The sequence below is a fragment of the Yersinia bercovieri ATCC 43970 genome, assembly GCF_013282745.1.
Classification (GTDB): domain Bacteria; phylum Pseudomonadota; class Gammaproteobacteria; order Enterobacterales; family Enterobacteriaceae; genus Yersinia; species Yersinia bercovieri.
The window spans coordinates 2,720,225-2,745,436 of record NZ_CP054044.1; the positions used below are offsets into that span (position 1 = coordinate 2,720,225).

Genomic DNA, 25,212 nt, shown 5'->3' on the forward strand with positions numbered 1-25,212 from the left:
TGGCCTAGCGAACAGTTGGCCATCCATGATACGAAGGCGTTTTTAGAGGAGGATCGTTATGTCCATGTACAATGCATACCCATTACATCAGGTTCTCTTGCGCCGCAGCGCCGTGATTCTGGCGGGCTTACTGGCGCTGCCAGTGATGCTTTTCCGCAAAGATCGCGCCCGTTTCTACAGCTACCTGCACCGTGTCTGGGCGAAAACCAGTGATAAGCCGGTCTGGTTAGCACAGTCTGAAATGGCGGCACAAGATTTTTATTGATGGCTGAGCCAGCAGGCTTTGCGACGATAAACGTACTGTAAAGTGAATAGCCCGCGAGTTAATGCTCGCGGGTTTTTTGTGCACAGAAAACCCCCAGCTAGGCTGGGGGTTCCGTAAAGCTTTCAGCTTTGAGTCAGTTATAAAAACCCCTTTTGATTTGTTAAAACAGTTTGCGGTCTGGCAACTGCAAACGTTCAACAAGAAATCAAAAGGGGGTCCCTATGAGGGACGAAAAGAGCTTAGCGCACACGCGATGGAACTGTAAATATCACATAGTATTTGCGCCGAAGTACCGAAGACAGGTGTTCTACGGGGAAAAGCGCAAAGCGATTGGCAGTATTTTAAGAAAGCTGTGCGAATGGAAGAACGTGAATATTCTGGAAGCGGAATGTTGTGTGGATCACATCCATATGCTTCTGGAAATCCCACCCAAGATGAGTGTGTCGGGCTTTATGGGATACCTAAAGGGAAAGAGTAGCCTGATGCTTTATGAGCAGTTTGGCGATTTGAAGTTCAAATATCGTAACCGGGAGTTTTGGTGTCGAGGGTATTACGTTGATACGGTGGGTAAAAATACAGCCAGGATACAAGAATACATAAAACACCAACTGGAAGAGGATAAAATGGGTGAGCAGTTGTCGATCCCCTATCCGGGTAGCCCGTTTACGGGCCGTAAGTAACGAATTGTGATGCAAATGTCAGATCGCGATGCGCCTGTTAGGGCGCGGCAGGTAAGAGAGCCTTATAGGCGCATATGAAAAACCTCCGGCTATGCCGGAGGATATTTATTGTGCACAGAAAACCCCCAGCTAGGCTGGGGGTTCCGTAAAGCTTTCAGCTTTGAGTCAGTTATAAAAACCCCTTTTGATTTGTTAAAACAGTTTGCGGTCTGGCAACTGCAAACGTTCAACAAGAAATCAAAAGGGGGTCCCTATGAGGGACGAAAAGAGCTTAGCGCACACGCGATGGAACTGTAAATATCACATAGTATTTGCGCCGAAGTACCGAAGACAGGTGTTCTACGGGGAAAAGCGCAAAGCGATTGGCAGTATTTTAAGAAAGCTGTGCGAATGGAAGAACGTGAATATTCTGGAAGCGGAATGTTGTGTGGATCACATCCATATGCTTCTGGAAATCCCACCCAAGATGAGTGTGTCGGGCTTTATGGGATACCTAAAGGGAAAGAGTAGCCTGATGCTTTATGAGCAGTTTGGCGATTTGAAGTTCAAATATCGTAACCGGGAGTTTTGGTGTCGAGGGTATTACGTTGATACGGTGGGTAAAAATACAGCCAGGATACAAGAATACATAAAACACCAACTGGAAGAGGATAAAATGGGTGAGCAGTTGTCGATCCCCTATCCGGGTAGCCCGTTTACGGGCCGTAAGTAACGAATTGTGATGCAAATGTCAGATCGCGATGCGCCTGTTAGGGCGCGGCAGGTAAGAGAGCCTTATAGGCGCATATGAAAAACCTCCGGCTATGCCGGAGGATATTTATTATTGCCTGCGCCAGGGGCAGATGAGTAACGCGATCAACCAATCCCTGCTTCTTTGGCAACAACTGTTATGATGAAATCAATCAAGTGAGGCACAAGACAACAAAGGTTGATGGAGAATAGGATGCCGCAAAGCAATCAGGTGGTGCACAGTAGTGAATATTGTTATGCGCGCGATGAACTTGATGCACTCTGTGTGGCGGGTATGACCCGTGGCAAGTTGATGGCATTTCATAGCCGCTACAAGTTGGTGTTGCTGGCACATTCGCAGCCTGAATACCGCGAAATTGGCCCTTTTATTGCCTCAATGGATAAATGGTCTTCACTTATTGATTTCACCGCTGAGTATCGCCAGCGATTGCTGCATTTACTCTCTCATCAGCCCACCACCGCTAATCACACCAATGTGCTCATGCATGTGCAGGGCTATTTCCGGCCTCACCTCAATTCACCCCAACGGCAGGCGCTGGCACAGCTTATCGACCAATATCGGCTGGGTGAATTGCCCCTGAGTACCCCTGTCACCCAACTAATGGCTTATCTGATTGAGTTCCCGAATGATTATCTCTCCGGGCAGCACTACTTTAGCTTTTATTCACCGCAAGGATAGGGCATGGCTACCCATTTGGTTTGGTTGCGTAATGATTTACGCGTCACTGATAATCTAGCCCTATATGCGGCCTGTCAGGATGAGCACGCCAGGGTGATAGCGGTATTTATCGCCACACCTAAGCAGTGGGCGGCACATGATATGGCACCGCGGCAGGCGGCATTTTTGCGACAGAATCTGCAACTGTTACAGGGGGCACTGGCCAGTCGCGGGATACCGCTGCACTATCACCAGTGTGATGATTTTCAGGATTCTATTGTCTGGCTGGATAATTTTTGTCAGCAGCAGCAAGTTGATGCGCTGTTTTACAATCAACAGTATGAGTTGAACGAGCGGCGGCGGGATGAGGCATTCACGGCGCAACTAAATCGTCAGTCAATTGCTTGCCATAGTTTCCATGACAGTGTGCTATTGCCGCCGGGGAGTGTCCAGACCGGCAACCATGAGATGTACAAAATATTTACCCCGTTCCGCCGCGCCTTTATTCAGCGGCTGATGATGAGTGATTGCCGTTGTGTACCCGCACCGCAAGCGCGGCAAAACTCAGGCGCTGTCGAATTATCGCCGCTTGAGCCATTTGATTATCCGCAGCACTCGGCCGACAACTCATTATTCCCGGCAGGTGAGGAGGCGGCATTGCAGCGCCTGCGCAGTTTCTGCCGTGAGCAGGTTCAGGACTATCTGCAACAGCGTGATCGGCCCGCCATTGCCGGAACTAGCTGTTTGTCTCCTTATTTAGCGCTAGGCATAGTTTCACCCCGTCAATGCTTTAACCGCCTGCGGGCCGAGTGCCCTGATCTGCTGGAGAGGAGTGACAGTGGGGCTTTTACCTGGCTTAATGAGTTGATCTGGCGTGAGTTTTATCGTCATTTATTAGTGGCCTATCCCCGTTTATGTCAGCATCATCCCTTTATTGGCTGGACTGATGCAGTAAGATGGAATCACTCAGAACAGCAATTAATCGCCTGGCAGCAGGGGCAGACGGGTTATCCTATTGTCGATGCCGCAATGCGGCAACTGAATGAAACCGGCTGGATGCATAACCGCCTGCGTATGATTAGCGCCAGTTTTCTGGTCAAAGATCTGCTGATCGATTGGCGGCACGGCGAGCGCTATTTTATGTCTCAATTATTGGATGGCGATTTGGCAGCTAATAATGGTGGCTGGCAGTGGGCGGCCTCGACGGGTACGGATGCGGCCCCCTATTTTCGTATTTTCAATCCCACCACGCAAGGAGAGCGTTTTGATAAAGAGGGCACCTTTATTCGCCGTTGGTTGCCGGAACTGGCGGCGGTGCCAGACAGTGATATTCATCAGCCCTGGCGCTGGGCGCAGCGGCAGCAGCAACATCTGAATTACCCACCACCGCTGGTGGATCATAAGCTGGCTAGATTGGCGACACTCGCGGCATTTGACGCCGCTAAGCGGGATGGCAGCAAGGAAGCCTAATCACAAGGAGCCTTCATGTTTTTGTTAAATTCTTCGGCTAACGCCATGTTATGCCGCCATAATAGGGCCAAAATGGCGCTTAACACGGGGCTGGTTTTATCCCTTAGCCTGTATAGCTCACTGGCTGCGGCGGGCTTTGAGGTGGTAGCACTTGGCGTCGATGGTGGCGTCACCGATGGCAACCTGACCTCCTATCTGATTCGTGATGATAGCCAGCCACTCTATTTGGCGCTGGATGCCGGTTCAGTGTTACCGGGCATTGCCAAGGCGTTGGAGAAGGGCAGTTTCCCTGATATTACCGATGAAATGGCCGCGCCATTGACCCGGCAGGGCTATCTCTTCCGCCAACGCATTAATAGCTATTTCATCAGCCACGCCCATCTTGACCATGTATCCGGCCTGATTATTGGTTCACCGGAGGACAGCAAAAAAACCATTTATGCCTCGGCTGATACCATTGATGTGCTGAGGAACTACTATTTTAACTGGCGCGTCTGGCCCAATTTTACCGACAGTGGCAGTGGCACCCGTTTGGGCACTTACCGGATGCAAATGGTGCGCCCAGCCCAGCCGGTGAGCCTCGGACTTACGCGCTTAACCGGTGAGATGTACCCGCTGAGCCATGATAAGTCGCCCTCTTCGATGCTGCTGATTAGCAGTAATAATGCCGCTTTTGCCTATTTTGGCGATACCGGCCCGGATGAGATAGAGAAGTCAAAAAATCTGGATACGGTGTGGCGCAAGCTGGCTGAGAAGGTCAAACAGCAGCAACTGAAAGGGATGATTATTGAAGTCTCCTACCCGAACGCGGTAAGTGACGGCAAGCTGTACGGCCATATGACCCCAAAATGGTTGCTAAAAGAGTTGAAAAATCTGGAAAAGCAGAGCGGCGAAGGTCAGCCCTTAAAAGGTCTGCCGGTGGTGATTAGCCATATAAAACCCTCACTCCAGCAGGGGCAGGATGTACGGCAATCCATCGCCAGTGAGTTGCAGCAAGGCAATGATATGGGGGTGAATTTTATTTTGATGGCGCAAGGGGATCGCCAGCAGTTCTAGCCATTTTTTATCTTTAAGGAGAGTGACATCATGCGTAATACTGAATTAGAAATGCAGCTCAATAACAAACTTAATACGGCGGCTTTTCAGGATTATGCGCCCAATGGGTTGCAGGTTGAGGGGCGTCAAGATGTACGGCGCATCGTGACCGGTGTTACCGCCAGTCAGGCGCTGCTGGATGCGGCAGTGGGGCAACAGGCGGATGCTATTTTAGTGCACCACGGCTACTTCTGGAAGAACGAACCGGTGGTGGTGCGCGGAATGAAACGTAACCGTTTGAAAACATTGCTTACCCACGACATCAACCTGTATGGCTACCACTTACCGCTGGATGCCCACCCTGAGTTGGGCAATAACGCACAGCTGGCGCAGTTACTCGGCATTCGGGTGATGGGTGAAATTGACCCCTTGCTGCCCTATGGCGAGTTTGATCAGCCGCTAAATGCGGTGATTTTACGTGAGCGTCTGGAAAAAATCTTGAACCGTGAGGTGCTGCATTGTGGCGATCATGCACCAGCAGAGATCCGTCGTATTGCCTGGTGTAGTGGTGGCGGGCAGGGATACATTCAGCAAGCCGCTGAGTTTGGGGTGGATGCATTTATAACGGGCGAAGTTTCTGAACAAACCATTCATATTGCCCGAGAGATGGGGGTGAATTTCTATGCGGCAGGGCATCATGCCACTGAGCGCTATGGCATCAAGGCGCTGGGTGAATGGTTAGCCTCAGAGTATAAACTTGAGGTTATCTTTATTGATATTCCCAACCCCGCCTGACCTCATTTTTGCCCTCTTATGCAGAATGCACTGATGATTTTCATCGGTGCATTGCTGTTATTGATGCATTTATCTCACTTAATCGCGTAGTTAACCACTCATGGAATAAGGTTTTATCCTGTTTCAGCGCGTTTAAAACAGTCATCTCATCGCAACTTAGTGTTAAGTCTGCAATTTTTAAGAAGATTTTCTCGTTTGATACTGATTCTAAATAAGAAAAAAATCAGTTTCTGCTGTCTACCCGCATCAAAAAACTAGAAAACCTGCCGTTATCAGCGGTTAATTTTACTCTTTATGCTGTGCCTGGTGGTTATTTGCCACTAGCGGCTAATTAGGCTCTATTGACAGCGGCCAGGCGCTAACGCATAAATATGTACTTATTACTGTTAGTTATCCAACGAAAATGAAAATAGAAATTCTAAATTAATCAGGGGAATGTGAGTGCAACGAGCACGATGCTATTTACTAGGAGAAAGTGCGGTAGTTCTGGAGCTGGAACCGCCGGTAACCTTAGCAAGCCAGCAACGAATTTGGGGTTTGGCTGATCGACTGATTCATCATCCCGACGTCCTTGAGGCGATCCCCGGCATGAATAATCTCACCTTATTGCTAGCTGATCCGCAAAACAGGGCGCTGGACGCTATCGAAAAACTCCAGCGCTGGTGGGAAGAGAGTGAGTCATTACTCCCTGAGTCCCGCGATATCACTATTCCGGTGATCTATGGCGGCGAGGCTGGCCCTGATCTGGCTGAAGTGGCGCGCCATACCGGCATGACTGAGCGTCAGGTGGTCGAGTGCCATGCCGGGGCGAGCTATATCGTCTACTTCCTCGGTTTCCAGCCGGGTTTCTCATACTTAGGTGGGATGCCGGAACAGCTCGCTACCCCACGGCGCGCGGAGCCACGGCTGGTGGTCGCCCCCGGTTCTGTCGGGATTGGTGGCAGCCAAACGGGCATCTATCCGCTGGCGACCCCCGGCGGCTGGCAGCTTATCGGCCGCACCTCGCTGGCACTATTTAACCCACTGGAGATGCCGCCAACCTTGCTACGCCCAGGGGATAATGTGCGCTTTCTGCCGCTAAAGGGGGGCGTATGCTGAAGATTATTCGTTCCGGTATTTACACCACGGTGCAAGACAGTGGCCGTGGCGGTTTCCGCCGATTAGGGATCAGTCAGGGCGGGGCGCTCGATTTACCGGCGCTGAAAATGGCCAATATGTTGGTGGGCAATGAGACTGATGCTGCCGGGCTGGAGATCACCCTAGGACAATTTGCCGCTGAATTTACTCAGGCGGGTTGGCTAGCGGTGACGGGGGCCGGTTGTGATGCGCGGCTTGATGACCAACTGCTGTGGACTGGCTGGCGTTATCCGGTCAAGCCGGGGCAACAGCTCAAACTCAGTGTGCCACACCGTGGGATGCGCAGCTATCTGGCTATCTCTGGCGGCATTGATGTGCCGGAGATGTTGGGATCGCGCAGCACTGATTTGAAAGCGGGTTTTGGCGGTTATCAAGGGCGATTGATTAAAGAGGGCGATGCCCTGCCATTGGGGAAGCCGACACGGTTGCCCCGTGAATCTGTGGGCATCAAACAACTGCTGTTCGGTAACCGTGTTCGCGCAGTGCCGGGGCCGGAATATCATCAATTCGACGATATTGCGCAGGGCGCTTTCTGGCGTGAGGCCTGGCAGCTTAGCCCGCAAAGCAACCGGATGGGCTATCGTCTGACGGGCCGTGAATTAGCCCGCACAACCTCCCGCGAAATGTTGTCCCACGGCTTATTGCCCGGTGTGGTGCAGGTGCCCCATAACGGCCAGCCGATTGTGCTGATGGCGGATGCGCAGACCACTGGTGGTTACCCGCGTATTGCCTGCGTGATCGAGGCTGATCTCTACCATTTAGCGCAAATTAGACTCGGTGAACCGGTGCATTTTGTGCCATGTACCGTCGAAGAGGCGCTGCGGGCAAAATCAGAACAGCAGCATTTCCTGCAACAAATTGAGTGGGGCTTGCAGAAAGGTTTCGATGCCGTGGAGGCCAAATGAAGATTGATTTAAATGCCGATTTAGGTGAAGGCTGCGCCAATGATCAGGCGCTGTTGCAGTTGGTCAGTTCGGCCAATATCGCCTGTGGTTTTCATGCTGGCGACGCGCAGACTATGCGCCAATCAGTGCGCTGGGCCATCGAATATGGCGTAGCTATCGGCGCACATCCCAGCTTCCCTGATCGCGAGAATTTTGGCCGCACCGCGATGCAGCTCCCAGTTGAAACCGTCTATGCCCAAGTGATTTATCAGTTGGGTGCGCTGGCGGCTATCGTCAAGGCGGAAGGGGGAGTGATGCAGCATGTAAAACCCCACGGCATGTTGTACAACCAGGCCGCCGTTGATCCTGCGCTGGCAGATGCTATTGCTCAGGCAGTGAAAGCGGTCGACTCCTCCTTGCACCTCGTCGGGCTAGCGGGCAGTGAGTTGATCCGCGCCGGTCAGCGGGCCGGTCTCGTCACGCGGCAGGAGGTGTTCGCTGATCGCCGCTATCAACCCGATGGCACCTTAGTGCCGCGCAGCCAACCCGATGCCCTCATTGAGAGTGACGATTTGGCGCTGTCACAAACCTTAGCCATGGTGCAGCGTCATCAGGTTCAGGCTCGTGATGGCTGTTGGGTCGCGGTGCAGGCCGATACGGTTTGCGTGCACGGTGATGGTGCCCATGCTTTGGCGTTCGCCCGCCGCTTACGGGACAGTTTTCAGCAGGAGAATATTGCGGTCACCGCGCAGTAGTGAGGCCGTGACGGGGTAATTGTTGGGCAATCACAATCATAACCGCTTGGCCCAGGTGGAATAGATTCACCCATTAAATGCATTTTAAGACAGGAGAGTCACCTTGGAACAAACAGTAAATCTTTGGCCGCTGATTGGTATCGCGGCGATCGTAATTGGCTTTTTACTGCGTATCAACGCGGTGTTAGTGGTGATTACCGCCGGGATCATCACCGGTGTGGCGGCATTGATGCCCCTCGCTACTATTTTGGAAAAGTTGGGGGAGGGCTTTCTCAACACCCGTAACCTACCACTAATCCTGCTATTGCCACTGGCCGTTATCGGCTTGCTTGAGCGCCACGGCTTGAAAGAGCGTGCGCAGGCGTGGATTGCGCAAATTAAGAGTGCCACCTCTGGCCGTTTACTGATTGTCTACCTGTTTGTGCGCGAAGCCACGGCAGCAATGGGTCTCACCAGTCTTGGCGGTCATCCACAAATGGTGCGGCCATTGCTGGCACCGATGGCGGAAGGGGCTGCGGAAACCCGTTATGGTGAGCTGCCGGAAAAAGTGCGCTATCGTTTGCGCGCCATGTCGGCCGCCACGGATAACGTCGGCCTGTTCTTCGGTGAAGATATTTTTGTCGCCTTCGGTGCCATTATCTTCATGCACAACTTTATGTTGGAGTCGGGGGGCATTCAAACCGAGCCACTACACATCGCGCTGTGGGGAATTCCGACCGCGATTTGTGCTTTCTTGATCCATGCTTTCCGTCTGCAACGTTTAGATAAGCAACTCGCTGCTGAATTAACCGCGCTGAACCGCTCTGCCCTGGCAACTAAGGGAGACGCCAAATGATTGTCCAACAACAATATTTGTACTGGCTGGCCGGTGCCGTGTTACTGATTGTCTCGGTGATGTCGTTTCGTGATAAGGCCAACCCGCGCCGCATCACGACGGGTCTATTCTGGGGGCTGTACGGGCTGATTTTTCTGGTGGGCGATTGGAGCTATCGACTGGCCAATACGCTGGCAGGCGAGGGGCCGGATGAGAAGCGCATCCTGAATATTACCGTCGGTGTGGTGGTGGTGATAATGGCGCTGATTGCAGGTTTCGGCGGTGTAAAACTGGGCAGTTATCATCAGCGCACAGCGCAAGAGCGCGAAGTGAGCGCTAAGCGCTTGGGTAATCGGCTGTTTATTCCCGCCCTGGCTATTCCGGTGGTGACGGTAATTGGCGTGTTACTGTTTAATAATATTCCGGCACTGGATCAATGGCTATTTGGTTCGGGTAATCACGCCACCCTGGTCACCCTGTTTTCGATGACTGTTGGTTGTGTCGTTGGCTTGATTATTGCGGTGGTGATGACCCATGAAACGGCAGCACAGCCGGTACAAGAAGCGCGGCGGCTGCTGGACTCAATCGGTTGGGCATTTATCTTGCCGCAAATTTTGGCAACACTGGGCCTGCTGTTTACCACCGCCGGTGTCGGTGTGGCCATTGCACACCTGACGCAAGAGTACCTGGCGGTTGATCATCGCTTTGTTGCCGTGGCGGTCTATGCTATTGGCATGGCAGTATTAACTATGATTATGGGCAATGCTTTTGCTGCTTTCCCAATCGTGACTGCTGGTATTGGTATTCCCATTTTGGTGTTGCAACACGGTGGTAATCCGGCGGTGATGGCGGCTATCGGGATGTTTTCCGGTTACTGCGGTACATTGATGACACCAATGGCAGCTAACTTTAATATTGTTCCCGCAGCATTATTGGAGCTGCCGGACAAAAATGCGGTAATCAAAGCACAAATTCCAACCGGTATTACGCTTTTGATAGTTAACGTATTTTTACTCTATTTTCTGATGTTCCTCTAGGAGAGGCGATGAAAAGCGTACTCATTACCGGGTTTGAACCCTTTGGCGGGGAGCGTGTCAATCCGTCGTGGGAAGTGGTTAAGCAGCTGAATGATTTAATGCTGGGCGGGGTCAGAGTGGTGACCCGTCAGCTACCTTGCGCCTTCGGGGAGGCACTCACTGCGCTGAATGCTGCGATAGATGATATTCAGCCGATTTTGGTGTTAGCCATTGGGCAGGCGGGAGGGCGTGCGGATATCACCATCGAACGGGTGGCGATTAACGTCGATGATGCGCGAATTCCCGATAATTTGGGCCATCAGCCGGTAGATCAACCCATCGTTGAAAATGGCCCCGCAGCTTACTTTACCCGTTTACCGATTAAGGCGATGGTGCAGGGGATGCGTGAGGCGGGTATTCCAGCCTCGGTTTCCCAGACGGCGGGAACCTATGTCTGCAACCATGTGATGTATGGCCTATTGCATCGGTTAAACCAGCTTAATAGTGAGGTAAAGGGTGGATTTATCCATATCCCTTATCTGCCTGAGCAGGCGGTCAATCACCCTGGTGCGCCGAGTATGTCGACTCATTCGGTATTGATTGCGTTGGAGTTAGCCATTTCGATCGCGTTGCAAATTGAGCATGATTTGCATATCTCTGGTGGCGCGATTCATTGATGTTGCTTATAACTCCCACTCTCTGGGGATAAAAAAACGCCACCTAAGGGTGGCGTGAGGTTATTGACAAAGTGCCGGTTGCGGAGAGAACAGCTAGATCGTAAAGACGCCGTCAATCCGTCCCTGGAGGCTCGAGCCGCGCCATCCCTGGCGCGGACGCTTTACTCTTCTACCCGTCCTCTCCGTTCCAGATCGCGTCATCGGGGTTTGTCAGACTGAGCAGAACGAGAAATCAGCTTATTTATTCAGCTGGCTTTTAAAATCACGCTCTGCATAGCCGGTATAAAGCTGACGTGGACGGGCGATTTTGATGCCGTCATCGTGCATTTCATTCCAGTGAGCAATCCAGCCGATGGTTCGGGCGATAGCGAACATCACCGTAAACATTGAAGATGGAATGCCCATGGCTTTCAGGATGATACCTGAATAGAAGTCCACGTTCGGATAGAGTTTCTTCTCAATGAAGTACGGGTCGTTCAGCGCGATACGTTCCAGCTCCATCGCGACTTCCAGCAGGTTGTCGTTCAGATTCAGCTCTTTCAGCACTTCATGACAGGTTTCACGCATCACGGTGGCGCGCGGGTCGTGGTTTTTATACACCCGGTGACCGAAGCCCATCAGGCGGAAAGAGTCATTTTTATCTTTCGCACGGCGGATAAATTCAGGAATGTGCTCTACGGTTTTAATCTCTTCCAGCATCTTCAGGCAAGCTTCGTTCGCGCCACCGTGAGCTGGCCCCCACAGGGAGGCGATACCTGCGGCGATGCAGGCAAATGGGTTTGCGCCAGAAGAGCCGGCGGTACGTACAGTAGAGGTAGAGGCGTTTTGTTCATGGTCGGCATGCAGGATGAAAATACGATCCATAGCGCGCTCGAGCACTGGGTTAACTTCATATTTCTCACATGGCGTGGAGAACATCATGTGCAGGAAGTTGCCCGCGTAAGAGAGGTCATTGCGCGGATAAACAAATGGCTGACCAAGTGAGTATTTGTAGCACATCGCGGCGACGGTCGGCATTTTGGACAACAGACGGAAGGCGGTGATTTCACGGTGGCGTTCGTTATTTACATCCAGCGCATCATGGTAGAAGGCTGCCAGTGCGCCGGTGACCCCGCACAATACGGCCATTGGGTGTGAGTCGCGGCGGAAACCGTGGAACAGACGGGTAATCTGCTCATGGATCATGGTATGGCGGGTCACCGTGGTTCTGAACGTTTCATACTCTTCTGCGGTTGGCGTTTCGCCATACAGCAGAATGTAGCAAACTTCTAAATAGGTCGAATCTTTTGCCAATTGGGCAATCGGGAAGCCACGGTGCAGCAGAATACCTTCATCACCATCAATGTAAGTGATTTTTGATTCGCAGGATGCGGTAGAGGTAAAACCGGGATCAAAGGTGAAATAACCTTTAGAACCCAAGGTGCGGACGTCAATAACGTCAGTGCCGAGGGTTGGGGATAGCACGCCCAGTTCGATCGCAGCTTCGCCTTCCAGATTCAGCGTCGCCTTTTTGTTAGCCATTTACAGTCTCCTTAGCGCTTATTTTAAAACCTCTAACAACTAAAATAGCTTACATGTCTGTAAGGCAGCACTGCTCTGTTTTTTCATCGCTTATCCTTCTGACTCGCTGTTGCAGCGTGAGTAGCCGGCCTCTCTCTCCCGAATAACTTACCGGTGTAAGGGCCTCGCTATTCGTTTGCTTGCTGTCTCGCTGCTACGTCAAGTTCTTTAGGTCAAGAACGTGATTTAGGGTACAGAGTATCTTGCCAATGCAGCCCGTGATCCGAGGTACTGGATCGACAGGTGGAGTTACAAAGTTGTTAATGATTTGTCAGGTTCTTATCTTTTATAATTCATTGCCTACGATTTCTATGGGGATATTCACTCATTACACTGTTACATAACTAGCGCTTATGGGGAAGTGTATACGCAGACCTTTGGTGAATGATATGGCATATTTCTACTTTAGTTGTAATTTAAATGTTTATTCTTTGTCAAATCAGATAATTAATTTTATGTAAATTATGTAAATCGTGATCGTAATCACTGTTCAGGGGAAATGTTCCCAATCAGATTGTGTGGGAATTGTAATAAGAATGTGAACCCCCTATACTGCCGCCAGGTCTCCGGATTACCCTGAAGTTGGAGCACCCAGCGTTATAAAGAGCACGCCTTTTAAGCATTCAGGATGTTATGGTTAAAGGTGCGATGTGAAGGGTTTAAACCCTTAACGCTGTCTGATCCCCACCCAGGCCCGGAGGATGGAAATTAATAAGAGCTGTGTGGGCAAAAACGTGAAAAAACAAAGACCTGTCAATTTGGATCTGCAAACGATCCGATTTCCTGTTACTGCGATAGCGTCCATTTTACACCGCGTCTCTGGCGTAATGACTTTCGTTGCCGTTGGTATCCTCCTCTGGCTGTTAGGTTTGTCTGTCTCCTCGCAAGATGGATTCATGCAGGCTGCGGCGATCATGAATAGCTTTATTGTTAAATTCATCTTCTGGGGAATACTCACTGCGCTGGCCTATCACGTTTGCGGTGGCATTCGTCACTTGCTAATGGATTTCGGCTATATCGAAGAGAGCTTGGCTGCGGGGACCCGCTCCGCCCAAGTCACAATGGTGTTAACCCTGGTGCTGTCAGTTTTAGCTGGAGTCCTTGTATGGTAAGCAATGCTTCTGCGTTAGGGCGTAATGGAGTACACGACTGGCTGTTACTGCGTGCTTCTGCAATCGTCATCACTCTATATATTCTTTATATTCTGGGCTTCGTGATTATCGTCCCAGATATCACCTATGAAATCTGGCGTGGCTTCTTCGCTTCGCACATCACAAAAGTATTTACCCTGCTGACTTTACTGTCGATTCTGGTTCACGCCTGGATTGGTCTGTGGCAGGTATTAACGGACTATATAAAGCCGCTAGCGATACGACTGGTGTTACAGCTTGCTGTCGTGATTACGCTGCTGGTTTATCTCTTGTATGGAACAATTGTGGTGTGGGGTGCTTAAATGAAACTGCCGGTCAGAGAGTTTGATGCTGTTGTTGTCGGTGCGGGTGGTGCTGGTATGCGCGCCGCGCTGCAAATTTCACAAATGGGGCTATCTTGCGCCCTGATATCAAAAGTTTTCCCAACCCGTTCCCATACGGTGTCAGCACAGGGCGGTATTACCGTCGCGCTGGGTAATACCCACGAAGATAACTGGGAATGGCATATGTATGACACGGTAAAAGGCTCCGATTATATCGGTGACCAGGATGCCATTGAATATATGTGCAAAACCGGCCCAGAAGCGGTGCTGGAACTGGAACATATGGGGTTACCTTTCTCCCGTTTGGATGATGGCAGCATTTATCAGCGGCCATTTGGTGGGCAGTCGTTAAACTTCGGCGGTGGGCAAGCTGCGCGTACCGCGGCAGCAGCTGACCGCACGGGACATGCGCTGTTGCACACCCTTTATCAGCAGAACCTGAAAAACCACACCACCATTTTTTCCGAGTGGTATGCGTTGGATTTGGTGAAGAATCAGGATGGTGCTTTTGTTGGCTGTACTGCCATCTGTATCGAAACCGGTGAAGTGGTCTATTTCAAAGCGCGGGCGACAATCCTGGCGACCGGCGGTGCCGGGCGTATTTATCAATCCACCACCAATGCGCACATTAATACCGGTGACGGTGTCGGCATGGCTCTGCGTGCCGGAGTCCCGGTGCAGGATATGGAAATGTGGCAATTCCACCCGACGGGTATCGCCGGCGCGGGGGTATTGGTGACGGAAGGTTGCCGTGGTGAAGGCGGGTATCTGCTGAATAAACACGGTGAGCGCTTTATGGAACGTTATGCCCCGAACGCTAAGGATTTGGCGGGTCGTGACGTAGTGGCACGTTCCATTATGATCGAAATCCGTGAAGGCCGTGGCTGTGAGGGGCCGTGGGGGCCACACGCCAAACTGAAACTGGATCATTTGGGTAAAGATGTGTTGGAGTCCCGCCTGCCGGGTATTCTTGAGTTATCACGTACCTTTGCTCACGTTGACCCAATCAAAGAACCTATCCCAGTGATCCCAACCTGCCATTATATGATGGGGGGGATTCCAACTAAAGTGACCGGTCAAGCTATCACCGTAAATGAAAAGGGCGAAGACGTTGTCATCCCTGGTCTATTTGCAGTGGGTGAAATTGCCTGTGTTTCTGTCCACGGCGCAAACCGTCTGGGTGGCAACTCACTACTGGACCTGGTGGTCTTTGGTCGCGCAGCCGGTATGCATCTGCAAGAGTCATTGATGGAGCAGGGTACTAGCCGCGATGCCAGCGACTCAGATATTGAAGCTTCGCTGGACCGCATGAATCGCTGGAATAACACCCGTTCAGGTGAAGATCCGGTTGAGATCCGCAAAGCATTACAGGCCTGTATGCAGAATAACTTCTCGGTCTTCCGTGAAGGTGATGCTATGGCAAACGGCTTGGAAGAACTGAAAACTATCCGCGAACGTCTGCAAAATGCCCGTCTGGATGACACATCTAGTGAGTTCAATACCCAGCGTATTGAATGCCTAGAGTTGGACAACTTGATGGAAACTGCGTTTTCCACCGCCGTATCAGCAAACTTCCGTACCGAAAGCCGTGGCGCGCATAGCCGCTTCGACTTCCCGGAACGTGATGATGCGAACTGGCTGTGTCACTCGCTCTATTTGCCAGATACCGAAAGCATGACCCGCCGTGAGGTAAACATGCAACCTAAGTTACGCGCGGCCTTCCCGCCGAAAGTGCGTTCTTATTAAGACATGTGTTGTGCTGATAGGGTTAAACCCTAACCCGTTGCGGAGGATTAGATCATGAAGCTTGAGTTTTCAATTTATCGCTACAACCCGGACGTCGATGATGCGCCGCACATGCAAGAGTATACGCTGGAAGCGGAAGAGGGCCGGGACATGATGTTGCTGGATGCGCTAATCCAGCTGAAAGAAAAAGATCCGACGCTATCGTTCCGCCGCTCATGCCGTGAGGGGGTTTGCGGTTCCGATGGCCTGAATATGAATGGCAAAAATGGCCTGGCCTGCATCACGCCAATTTCAGCTTTGCAGAAGGGTAATAAGAAGATTGTGATTCGCCCATTGCCGGGGCTACCGGTGGTGCGGGATTTAGTGGTCGATATGGGGCAGTTTTATACTCAGTACGAGAAAATCAAACCTTACCTATTAAATGACGGCAAAAATCCGCCAGCACGTGAGCATTTACAGTCGCCGGAACAGCGCGAGAAGCTGGATGGTCTGTATGAGTGCATCATGTGTGCTTGCTGCTCAACCTCTTGCCCGTCATTCTGGTGGAATCCGGATAAGTTTGTCGGCCCAGCGGGGTTATTGGCTGCCTATCGCTTCCTGATAGATAGCCGTGATACTGAAACAACAGCACGTTTGGATGATCTGGACGACGCTTTTAGTGTTTTCCGCTGCCATAGCATCATGAATTGTGTCAGTGTTTGTCCTAAGGGCCTTAACCCGACCCAGGCGATTGGCCACATTAAATCTATGCTGCTACAGCGTAGCGCATGATAACCAAAGTGTTGCGCAGCGTAGCGAATGGCTGCTACAGCATAGCGAATGACTGTTGCAACATAGTGCGTGATGTGAGTTTATTAACCTGGGGAGTGTTTTCCCCAGGTAGCTTCAAGGTAGGGAATCTCTAAAAGCCGGCGCGCTGTCCGTTTTTAGAGGTTCCTTGAACGGGACCGTTAAGGTCCATAACAGAACGTGCATTGAGCATGTCGAGTGAACCGTTTTTACGGCAAACCGTTGATATTACGGTGTATATGTTAACCACGGCGAAAACTGAAGCTTCAAAGCTTAAGGGATCATGATGCAGAACGGCGCAATGAAGGCCTGGCTGGATTCCTCCTATCTGGCGGGCGCGAACCAGTCCTACATAGAGCAGCTCTATGAAGACTTTTTAACTGATCCTGGTTCCGTTGATGATAGTTGGCGTTCAATTTTTCAACAACTACCAACGACGGGTGTAAAACCTGATCAGTTCCACTCTCAAACGCGTGAGTATTTCCGTCGCCTGGCGAAGGACCCCTCGCGTTATAACTCATCCATCAGCGATCCTGAAAATGATGCCAAGCAAGTCAAGGTGTTGCAGTTAATCAACGCCTTCCGCTTCCGCGGCCATCAACATGCCAACCTTGACCCACTTGGTTTGTGGAAGCAGGAGTCTGTTCCAGACCTCGAGCCTTCCTACCACAACCTGACTGAGGCCGATTTCCAGAACACCTTCAATGTAGGCTCTTTTGCTATCGGCAAAGAGACCATGAAGCTGTCTGACCTGTATGCAGCCCTGAAGCAGACTTACTGCGGCCCTATCGGCGCTGAATATATGCACATCACCAACACCGACGAGAAACGCTGGCTGCAACAGCGTATTGAGTCGGTGGTCGGGAAGCCGACATTCAGCGAAGAAGAGAAGCGTCGCTTCCTGAGCGAACTGACCGCCGCTGAAGGTCTGGAACGTTATCTGGGGGCCAAATTCCCCGGTGCTAAGCGCTTCTCGCTGGAGGGGGGCGATTCGCTGGTCACCATGCTCAAAGAGATGATTCGCCATGCCGGTAAAAATGGCACACGCGAAGTGGTGCTGGGGATGGCGCACCGTGGCCGCCTGAACGTATTGATTAACGTGCTGGGTAAGAAACCGGAAGATCTGTTTGATGAGTTCGCCGGTAAGCATAAAGAGCATCTGGGGACGGGGGACGTCAAATACCATCAGGGCTTCTCGTCTGATGTGGAAACGGAAGGCGGTCTGGTTCACCTGGCGCTGGCCTTCAACCCATCTCACCTGGAGATTGTCAGCCCGGTGGTTATCGGTTCTGTGCGCGCACGCCGTGACCGCCTGGATGAAGCCCGCAGCAATATGGTATTGCCAATCACCATTCATGGTGATGCGGCGATTGCCGGTCAGGGTGTGGTGCAAGAGACCTTGAACATGTCACAAGCTCGCGGCTATGAAGTCGGCGGGACTGTGCGCATTGTTATCAACAACCAGATTGGGTTTACCACCTCGAACCCGCTGGATGCACGTTCTACTCAGTACTGTACCGACATCGCTAAAATGGTACAGGCACCGATTTTCCACGTGAATGCGGATGACCCTGAAGCTGTGGCGTTTGTGACGCGTCTGGCGTTGGATTTCCGTAACACCTTTAAACGTGACGTGATGATCGATCTGGTTTGCTACCGTCGCCATGGGCATAACGAAGCCGATGAGCCAAGTGCCACGCAGCCAGTGATGTATCAGAAGATCAAAAAACATCCGACACCGCGCAAAATCTATGCTGATAAGCTGACTGAGCAAAACATCGCGACCCTGGAAGATGCCACGGAAATGGTCAATTTGTACCGTGATGCATTGGATGGTGGCGAGTGTGTGGTGGAAGAGTGGCGTCCGATGAATCTGCAATCCTTCACCTGGTCGCCGTATCTGAACCATGAATGGGATGAAGAGTACCCAAGCAAAGTTGAAATGAAACGCCTGCAAGATTTGGCGCGCCGTATCAGCCATGCGCCGGAAGCTATTGAAATGCAATCCCGTGTTGCCAAAATTTATGGTGACCGCGCTTTGATGGCCAGTGGTGAGAAGCCATTCGACTGGGGTGGGGCTGAAACACTGGCCTACGCCACACTGGTTGATGAAGGCATTCCAATCCGCCTGTCGGGTGAAGATGCGGGGCGCGGAACCTTCTTCCATCGTCATGCTGTGATCCATAACCAGAAAAATGGCTCAGTTTATGTACCACTGTCGAATGTGCACAGCGGGCAGGGCGATTTCCAGGTTTGGGACTCTGTGCTGTCGGAAGAAGCGGTCTTGGCATTCGAATATGGCTACGCCACCGCAGAACCTCGCACCCTGACTATCTGGGAAGCGCAGTTCGGTGACTTTGCCAACGGTGCACAGGTGGTTATCGACCAGTTCATCAGCTCCGGTGAGCAGAAATGGGGCCGGATGTGTGGTCTGGTGATGCTGTTGCCACATGGCTACGAAGGCCAAGGCCCGGAGCACTCCTCTGCGCGGTTGGAACGCTACCTGCAACTTTGTGCTGAACAAAATATGCAAGTGTGTATCCCATCAACGCCGGCACAAGTTTACCACATGATTCGCCGTCAGGCGCTGCGTGGGATGCGCCGTCCGCTGGTGGTGATGTCACCGAAGTCACTGTTGCGTCATCCATTAGCAATATCATCTCTGGATGAGTTGGCGAATGGGAGCTTCTTGCCTGCTATCGGTGAAGTTGACGAAATGGACCCGAAAGGCGTTAAGCGGGTCGTGATGTGCTCTGGCAAGGTCTATTATGATCTGTTGGAACAGCGCCGTAAGAATGGGCAAACCGATGTTGCTATCGTGCGTATCGAGCAGCTTTATCCGTTCCCACACCATGCCGTCCAGGCTGTATTGGAGCAATTTGCTCACGTGCATGATTTCGTCTGGTGTCAGGAAGAGCCGCTTAATCAGGGTGCATGGTATTGCAGCCAACACAACTTCCGCGAAGTGATTCCATTTGGTGCTTCCTTGCGCTATGCAGGCCGCCCGGCGTCCGCTTCACCGGCAGTGGGATACATTTCCGTACACCAGAAACAACAACAAGCTCTGGTTAATGACGCGCTGACCGTTGAATAGCGAATCGGTTAACACATAAAGGATAGAGAATGAGTAGCGTAGATATTAATGTTCCTGACCTCCCTGAGTCTGTCGCCGATGGCTCAGTCGCAACCTGGCACAAAAAACCGGGTGACAGCGTTAAGCGTGATGAAGTGCTGGTTGAGATTGAAACAGACAAAGTGATTCTGGAAGTTCCGGCTAGTCAGGACGGTATTTTGGACGCCATTTTGGAAGATGAAGGGGCAACCGTCACCTCACGTCAGGTTCTGGGCCGTATCCGTCCAAGTGATAGCTCAGGCAAGCCGACAGAAGAGAAGAGCCAAAGCACTGAGTCCACTCCGGCTCAGCGCCAGACTGCCAGCCTGGAAGAAGAGAGCAACGATAGCCTCAGCCCGGCTATTCGCCGCCTGATTGCTGAGCATGACCTAGATGCCACTGCCATTAAAGGTAGCGGTGTTGGCGGTCGAATCACACGTGAAGACGTTGATAGCCATTTGGCAAACCGTAAAGCTGCGCCAGTAGCGGTTGCCGCTAAAGTTGAAGCCGCCGCGCCAGCCGCGTTGGCGGGCCGCAGTGAAAAGCGGGTGCCAATGACTCGCCTGCGTAAACGTGTTGCTGAGCGACTGTTAGAGGCGAAAAACAGCACCGCGATGTTGACCACGTTCAACGAAATCAACATGAAGCCAATCATGGATCTGCGTAAGCAGTATGGTGAAGCTTTTGAGAAACGTCACGGTGTCCGCTTGGGCTTTATGTCCTTCTATATCAAAGCGGTTGTTGAAGCACTGAAACGCTATCCTGAAGTGAATGCCTCCCTTGATGGCGAAGACGTGGTTTACCACAACTACTTCGATATCAGCATTGCTGTTTCTACCCCGCGCGGCCTGGTGACCCCGGTCTTGCGTGATGTAGATACCATGGGCATGGCAGATATTGAGAAGAAAATCAAAGAGCTGGCTGTAAAAGGCCGTGATGGCAAACTGAAAGTTGAAGAGCTGACCGGCGGTAATTTCACCATTACTAACGGCGGTGTATTTGGCTCCCTGATGTCGACTCCGATCATTAACCCACCACAAAGCGCGATCCTTGGCATGCACGCCATCAAAGATCGTCCAATGGCGGTAGATGGTCAGGTAGTGATTCTGCCGATGATGTATCTGGCACTCTCCTACGATCACCGCTTAATCGATGGCCGCGAGTCTGTGGGTTATTTGGTGACGGTGAAAGAGATGCTGGAAGATCCAGCTCGCTTGCTGCTCGACGTATAAAAAAGATAAATGACAAGGTTAGCCTGATTGCAAGGTGTTGATTACCTGCCTCCGCGCAATCAGGCAGCCTAGTAGGCTTCGGCCCATCTCAGACCTTATATGGATAGAACATCATGAATTTACACGAATATCAGGCAAAACAACTGTTTGCTCGGTATGGCATGCCAGCTCCAACTGGCTACGCCTGTAGCACACCGCGTGAAGCAGAAGAAGCCGCATCTAAAATCGGTGCTGGCCCGTGGGTGGTTAAATGTCAGGTTCATGCGGGCGGTCGCGGTAAAGCGGGCGGCGTGAAACTGGTTAACAGCAAAGAAGATATTCGTGCTTTCGCTGAACAGTGGTTAGGTAAAAAACTGGTGACTTACCAGACAGATGCGCATGGTCAGCCGGTTCATCAGATTCTGGTTGAAGCAGCAACTGATATCGACAAAGAGTTGTATCTGGGCGCGGTTATTGATCGCAGCTCCCGTCGTGTGGTGTTTATGGCATCCACCGAAGGCGGTGTTGAAATTGAGAAAGTGGCCGAAGAGACGCCAGAACTGATCCATAAAATTGCACTGGATCCATTGACTGGCCCGCAGCCTTATCAGGGGCGCGAGTTGGCCTTTAAACTGGGGCTGACGGGTAAGCAAGTGGCTCAGTTCACCAAGATCTTTATGGGTCTGGCAACACTGTTCCTAGAGCGTGATCTGGCGATGGTTGAGATCAACCCGCTGGTTATCACCAAACAGGGCGATTTGGTCTGCCTGGATGGCAAATTGGGTGCGGACGGTAATGCTCTGTTCCGCCAACCAGAACTGCGCGAAATGCGCGACCAGTCGCAGGAAGATGCCCGTGAAGCACAAGCTGCGCAGTGGGAACTGAACTATGTGGCGCTGGATGGCAACATCGGTTGTATGGTCAATGGTGCTGGTTTGGCAATGGGTACCATGGACATCGTGAAACTGCACGGTGGTGAACCGGCTAACTTCCTTGATGTGGGCGGTGGCGCAACCAAAGAGCGTGTGACTGAAGCTTTCAAAATCATTTTGTCTGACGACAAAGTGAAAGCAGTTTTCGTTAACATCTTCGGCGGCATTGTGCGTTGCGATCTGATCGCTGACGGCATTATTGGTGCCGTTGAAGAAGTGGGTGTTAGCGTGCCAGTGGTGGTTCGTCTGGAAGGGAATAATGCCGAACTGGGTGCCAAAAAGCTGGCAGACAGCGGTTTGAATATCATTGCTGCGACCAGCCTGACAGATGCGGCTCAGCAAGTTGTAGCGGCAGTGGGGGCTAAATAATGTCAATTTTAATTAATAAAAATACCAAAGTTATTTGCCAGGGTTTTACCGGTAGCCAGGGGACTTTCCACTCTGAACAAGCTATCGCCTACGGCACAAAAATGGTTGGCGGTGTCACGCCTGGCAAAGGCGGCACTCAACATCTGGGTCTGCCGGTTTTCAATACCGTGCGTGAAGCTGTAGAGACTACCGGTGCGACCGCATCTGTTATCTATGTGCCAGCACCGTTTTGCAAAGATTCGATTCTGGAAGCTATCGACGCTGGTATCAAACTGATTATCTGTATTACTGAAGGCATCCCAACGCTGGATATGCTGGTGGTAAAAGTCAAATTAGAACAGTCTGATGCGCGCATGATCGGCCCGAACTGCCCAGGTGTTATCACCCCGGGCGAGTGTAAAATTGGTATCATGCCGGGCCATATTCACTTGCCAGGTAAAGTCGGTATCGTTTCCCGCTCAGGTACATTGACCTATGAAGCGGTAAAACAGACCACTGACATCGGTTTTGGTCAATCGACATGTGTTGGTATTGGTGGTGACCCTATCCCTGGTTCCAACTTTATTGATATTCTGAAGTTGTTCCAGGAAGACCCACAAACTGAAGTCATCGTGATGATAGGTGAAATCGGCGGTAATGCAGAAGAAGAAGCGGCAGCTTATATCAAAGAGCACGTGACTAAACCTGTTGTCGGTTACATTGCCGGTGTCACTGCGCCAAAAGGTAAACGTATGGGGCACGCAGGTGCCATCATTGCTGGCGGTAAAGGTACGGCAGATGACAAATTCGCGGCACTGGAAGCTGCTGGCGTGAAAACAGTACGTAGCTTGGCTGAAATTGGTGATGCGGTTAAAGCTATCTTGCCGCAGTAATCAATAAAACGGCAGTCGATGGAGGCCACCTTTCGGTGGCCTTTTCAATGGCCGATTAGAATTTATTCAACGCGGTGATTAATGCAATATCCGTTTGCAGCTGTTGCTTAGTCTGCTCATCGCTGGCGTTAGCGAGTTGCTGTCGCAAGGTGGTGAGTGCGGCATCGTAGCTGGCCTTGTCCTTAAATAACTTATCTTTGACATTGATTGACGCAATATTGGTGTAGCGGCCATCAGCTGTTGTCGGCACTGAAATTGTACCTTTATTAATCAGATCTTTAACTATTTTCCGTTCTTTTTCATAACCTTCCAACCCAACTAATTGCCAGCGCTGCTGAGGTTTACCCTCATATTTCCCTGCTTTAACATCAGTCAGATAGCGAATGGTCAGATTACGGATGGTGCCTGCCTCTTCACCATACTCGGCTTTACTGTCAGACAGTATCAAGAATTCCTGCCCCTCAAGCACGCCACCTTTTTGCGTGAGATGGCCCATTCGATAGCTATTCATGCCCAGATGAATTGGCGTGATATCAATCACGGGTGTGCCGTCATTGAGGCGTAAATCGGTAATTCTCGCCCCCATCGGTTTGCTTAAATCAATGGTGTAGGTTACGCCATCAAAGAAGTCATTGGTTGAATATTTTGAGGCGCGGCGTTGTGGATTAAAGCTGTAAGTGACATCACCGGGCTTAACCTGATTAAAGTAGTCAGCCGACCACTCCATATACTGCTTTAATTCTTTGCCCGTCAGGGCGTAAACCGTGATTTCACCGCCGGCATATTGATAGTTAAATGCAATGTCTTTCGCAGTGATATCACCCACGTTTAGCTTTGGTCGGTCATTATCAATTTGTAGGGCGATGATTTGGGCCTGAGGGGCGTAATAATGCGCGGCTTCTTGATACAGCGCGCTGATACCGGTGTCTTGCACATGGACTTGAGGAATACCTTTAATCTCATCGGCAGGCACCAGATTGCTGCCACTCAACTTAGCAATCACCCGGTTCGCATTGGCGCGCAAAATATCATGGTAAGGCAGATAAATGGCTTCCAGACTTTTATCTGACTCGACCCCTTTGATCGGATAGGCGTAGCTCTCTTTATTGATTAACTGATATTTACCATCACGCTGCTCAAATTTCAGGTCAATACGGGAAAGGGCACGACCATACTTATCCGGTTCAGTGATAATGACGCCGTTAACCACGGCTTTATCAATCTTCACATGCATATGACCCGCGACGATGGCGGCCAACTCTGGATTAGCCCTGGCAATATCTCCAACGCCAGTTCCAGGCCGCTGGTTCTCATTATCGATCCCCATATGAGCGACCAGAACAATGGCGTCAACTTGTGGTTGGATTTGCTGAATGACTTTTTTCACTTCCTGTACCGGATCAGTGAAATGGATACCATTAATACGGTCTGTGCCCTGAGCAAATTCAGCGGTCATTGGGGTATCCATCCCGATAATGCCGATTTTAACGCCCTGACGCTCGATGATCTTATAAGAGGGCAGGTAAGGTTTACCTGAGTCCCAGAAAATATTGCCAGCCAGTGCAGTACCATTAAATTGCTTTAATGAGGTGCCCAGTACTTTCAGACCGAAATCGAATTCATGGTTACCCATCACCCAGGCATCATATTTCAAGGCATTAAAGCCGAGGATCATTGGGCTGATGGGTTCATTTTTAAAGGTTTCAACAAAGTTGCCTTGGATGGTATCACCGGCGTCCACCAGAATGATATTTGGCTGTTCGGCGCGTATTTTCTGCACTTTGGTGGCAATTTGACTGAGGCTGCCAGCCAAATTTTCACTGTCACTGGCATAGTCCCACGGCACAAAAGTGCCATGGAGATCAGAGGTGCCAAGGATAGTAATATCAACTTGTTCCGCGGCAATAGAGGCGGTACTGACACAGAGTAATGTGGTGATGGCTATTTTTTTCATTGAGAGGATTCAATATTTTATCAAGTAATAGCATTTTATCATGCAACAAAATGGCAACACTTGCGAACGCTTCTCTCAGGATGGGCTAATATATTTATATAAAACTCGGAATTGTGATTTAACTCACTCTGAATCTAATAAATTTAAAAGTTAATCTAGATCGCATAATAACGAAGTAATAATGCATTAACTAAACTATAAAATTACATCTCATTAACAGTTCGAGCTTATATAAAAACAATCGAACTTTTTATTAA

24 protein-coding genes are annotated in these 25,212 nt (G+C 50.9%); 21 read left to right on the forward strand and 3 right to left on the reverse strand.

What is annotated here, in order from left to right; all coding sequences use genetic code 11:
• Window positions 1–58 precede the first annotated feature (58 nt).
• The 13 genes from HRK25_RS12265 to pcp all read left to right on the forward strand — a co-directional run bounded on the left by HRK25_RS12265 (window position 59) and on the right by pcp (window position 10,936).
• Complete coding sequence (locus HRK25_RS12265; RefSeq protein WP_032898490.1) at window positions 59–265, forward strand: YbfA family protein; 207 nt, start codon at window positions 59–61, stop codon at window positions 263–265.
• Window positions 266–486: 221 nt separating this feature from the next.
• Window positions 487–945: an IS200/IS605-like element IS1541B family transposase gene (tnpA, locus tag HRK25_RS12270; protein WP_032899290.1), complete on the forward strand. Its 459-nt coding sequence runs from the start codon at window positions 487–489 to the stop codon at window positions 943–945.
• A gap of 253 nt (window positions 946–1,198) precedes the next feature.
• The gene (gene tnpA / locus HRK25_RS12275; protein ID WP_032899290.1) at window positions 1,199–1,657 is read left to right on the forward strand and encodes an IS200/IS605-like element IS1541B family transposase; all 459 of its coding nucleotides are present in this window, start codon (window positions 1,199–1,201) and stop codon (window positions 1,655–1,657) included.
• A 231-nt stretch (window positions 1,658–1,888) separates the two neighbouring features.
• Complete coding sequence (locus tag HRK25_RS12280; RefSeq protein ID WP_005279644.1) at window positions 1,889–2,374, forward strand: YbgA family protein; 486 nt, start codon at window positions 1,889–1,891, stop codon at window positions 2,372–2,374.
• Window positions 2,375–2,377: 3 nt separating this feature from the next.
• Window positions 2,378–3,823: a deoxyribodipyrimidine photo-lyase gene (gene phrB, locus HRK25_RS12285; RefSeq protein ID WP_005279645.1), complete on the forward strand. Its 1,446-nt coding sequence runs from the start codon at window positions 2,378–2,380 to the stop codon at window positions 3,821–3,823.
• Window positions 3,824–3,868: 45 nt separating this feature from the next.
• Window positions 3,869–4,879: an MBL fold metallo-hydrolase gene (locus HRK25_RS12290; protein ID WP_161598540.1), complete on the forward strand. Its 1,011-nt coding sequence runs from the start codon at window positions 3,869–3,871 to the stop codon at window positions 4,877–4,879.
• A gap of 30 nt (window positions 4,880–4,909) precedes the next feature.
• Window positions 4,910–5,653 (forward strand): type 2 GTP cyclohydrolase I, encoded by a 744-nt coding sequence (locus tag HRK25_RS12295; protein WP_005279647.1) that lies wholly within the window; start codon window positions 4,910–4,912, stop codon window positions 5,651–5,653.
• 441 nt (window positions 5,654–6,094) lie between these two features.
• Window positions 6,095–6,751, forward strand: a complete 657-nt coding sequence (gene pxpB / locus HRK25_RS12300) for a 5-oxoprolinase subunit PxpB (protein WP_005279648.1) — start codon at window positions 6,095–6,097, stop codon at window positions 6,749–6,751.
• On the forward strand, window positions 6,745–7,695 hold the full coding sequence (gene pxpC / locus HRK25_RS12305) for a 5-oxoprolinase subunit PxpC (RefSeq protein WP_032899109.1): 951 nt from the start codon (window positions 6,745–6,747) through the stop codon (window positions 7,693–7,695). The genes pxpB and pxpC overlap by 7 nt, the downstream gene beginning before the upstream one ends.
• Window positions 7,692–8,429 carry a 5-oxoprolinase subunit PxpA gene (gene pxpA / locus HRK25_RS12310; RefSeq protein WP_032899111.1) on the forward strand — a complete coding sequence of 246 codons (738 nt, stop codon included), beginning with the start codon at window positions 7,692–7,694 and terminating at the stop codon, window positions 8,427–8,429. The genes pxpC and pxpA overlap by 4 nt, the downstream gene beginning before the upstream one ends.
• Before the next feature lie 103 nt (window positions 8,430–8,532).
• Entirely contained in the window at window positions 8,533–9,264 is a 732-nt protein-coding gene (locus HRK25_RS12315) for a DUF969 domain-containing protein (protein ID WP_005279651.1), read from the forward strand.
• Complete coding sequence (locus HRK25_RS12320) at window positions 9,261–10,280, forward strand: DUF979 domain-containing protein (protein ID WP_032899113.1); 1,020 nt, start codon at window positions 9,261–9,263, stop codon at window positions 10,278–10,280. The genes HRK25_RS12315 and HRK25_RS12320 overlap by 4 nt, the downstream gene beginning before the upstream one ends.
• 8 nt (window positions 10,281–10,288) lie before the next feature.
• On the forward strand, window positions 10,289–10,936 hold the full coding sequence (gene pcp / locus HRK25_RS12325) for a pyroglutamyl-peptidase I (RefSeq protein ID WP_005279653.1): 648 nt from the start codon (window positions 10,289–10,291) through the stop codon (window positions 10,934–10,936).
• On the opposite strand, the gene HRK25_RS20455 is transcribed toward pcp, so the two are convergent.
• Both HRK25_RS20455 and HRK25_RS12330 read right to left on the reverse strand, forming a co-directional pair.
• A complete protein-coding gene (locus HRK25_RS20455; protein WP_099460619.1) occupies window positions 10,930–11,052 on the reverse strand; it encodes a gluconate 5-dehydrogenase in 123 nt (40 codons plus the stop codon). The genes pcp and HRK25_RS20455 overlap by 7 nt on opposite strands.
• Before the next feature lie 121 nt (window positions 11,053–11,173).
• Entirely contained in the window at window positions 11,174–12,457 is a 1,284-nt protein-coding gene (locus tag HRK25_RS12330) for a citrate synthase (RefSeq protein WP_005278459.1), read from the reverse strand.
• 740 nt (window positions 12,458–13,197) lie between these two features.
• On the opposite strand from HRK25_RS12330, the gene sdhC reads away from it, so the two are divergent.
• The 8 genes from sdhC (at window position 13,198) to sucD (ending at window position 23,001) form a co-directional block, all read left to right on the forward strand.
• On the forward strand, window positions 13,198–13,608 hold the full coding sequence (sdhC, locus tag HRK25_RS12335) for a succinate dehydrogenase cytochrome b556 subunit (protein WP_172666406.1): 411 nt from the start codon (window positions 13,198–13,200) through the stop codon (window positions 13,606–13,608).
• Window positions 13,602–13,949 carry a succinate dehydrogenase membrane anchor subunit gene (gene sdhD / locus HRK25_RS12340; protein ID WP_032898739.1) on the forward strand — a complete coding sequence of 116 codons (348 nt, stop codon included), beginning with the start codon at window positions 13,602–13,604 and terminating at the stop codon, window positions 13,947–13,949. The genes sdhC and sdhD overlap by 7 nt, the downstream gene beginning before the upstream one ends.
• Window positions 13,950–15,716, forward strand: coding sequence for a succinate dehydrogenase flavoprotein subunit (gene sdhA, locus HRK25_RS12345; protein ID WP_005278468.1), 1,767 nt, complete (start codon window positions 13,950–13,952; stop codon window positions 15,714–15,716). It abuts the gene before it with no gap.
• A 54-nt stretch (window positions 15,717–15,770) separates the two neighbouring features.
• On the forward strand, window positions 15,771–16,487 hold the full coding sequence (locus HRK25_RS12350) for a succinate dehydrogenase iron-sulfur subunit (protein ID WP_004875590.1): 717 nt from the start codon (window positions 15,771–15,773) through the stop codon (window positions 16,485–16,487).
• A 304-nt stretch (window positions 16,488–16,791) separates the two neighbouring features.
• The gene (gene sucA / locus HRK25_RS12355; protein ID WP_032898740.1) at window positions 16,792–19,599 is read left to right on the forward strand and encodes a 2-oxoglutarate dehydrogenase E1 component; all 2,808 of its coding nucleotides are present in this window, start codon (window positions 16,792–16,794) and stop codon (window positions 19,597–19,599) included.
• Window positions 19,600–19,628: 29 nt separating this feature from the next.
• Window positions 19,629–20,849: a 2-oxoglutarate dehydrogenase complex dihydrolipoyllysine-residue succinyltransferase gene (odhB, locus tag HRK25_RS12360; RefSeq protein WP_005278475.1), complete on the forward strand. Its 1,221-nt coding sequence runs from the start codon at window positions 19,629–19,631 to the stop codon at window positions 20,847–20,849.
• Window positions 20,850–20,962: 113 nt separating this feature from the next.
• Window positions 20,963–22,129: an ADP-forming succinate--CoA ligase subunit beta gene (sucC, locus tag HRK25_RS12365; protein WP_005278478.1), complete on the forward strand. Its 1,167-nt coding sequence runs from the start codon at window positions 20,963–20,965 to the stop codon at window positions 22,127–22,129.
• Window positions 22,129–23,001 (forward strand): succinate--CoA ligase subunit alpha, encoded by an 873-nt coding sequence (sucD, locus tag HRK25_RS12370; RefSeq protein ID WP_032898742.1) that lies wholly within the window; start codon window positions 22,129–22,131, stop codon window positions 22,999–23,001. Before sucC ends, sucD begins: the two co-directional genes overlap by 1 nt.
• Before the next feature lie 55 nt (window positions 23,002–23,056).
• Here the strand turns inward: sucD and HRK25_RS12375 are convergent, their stop codons facing one another.
• Entirely contained in the window at window positions 23,057–24,955 is a 1,899-nt protein-coding gene (locus HRK25_RS12375; RefSeq protein ID WP_005278481.1) for a bifunctional metallophosphatase/5'-nucleotidase, read from the reverse strand.
• Between the last annotated feature and the right edge of the window lie 257 nt (window positions 24,956–25,212).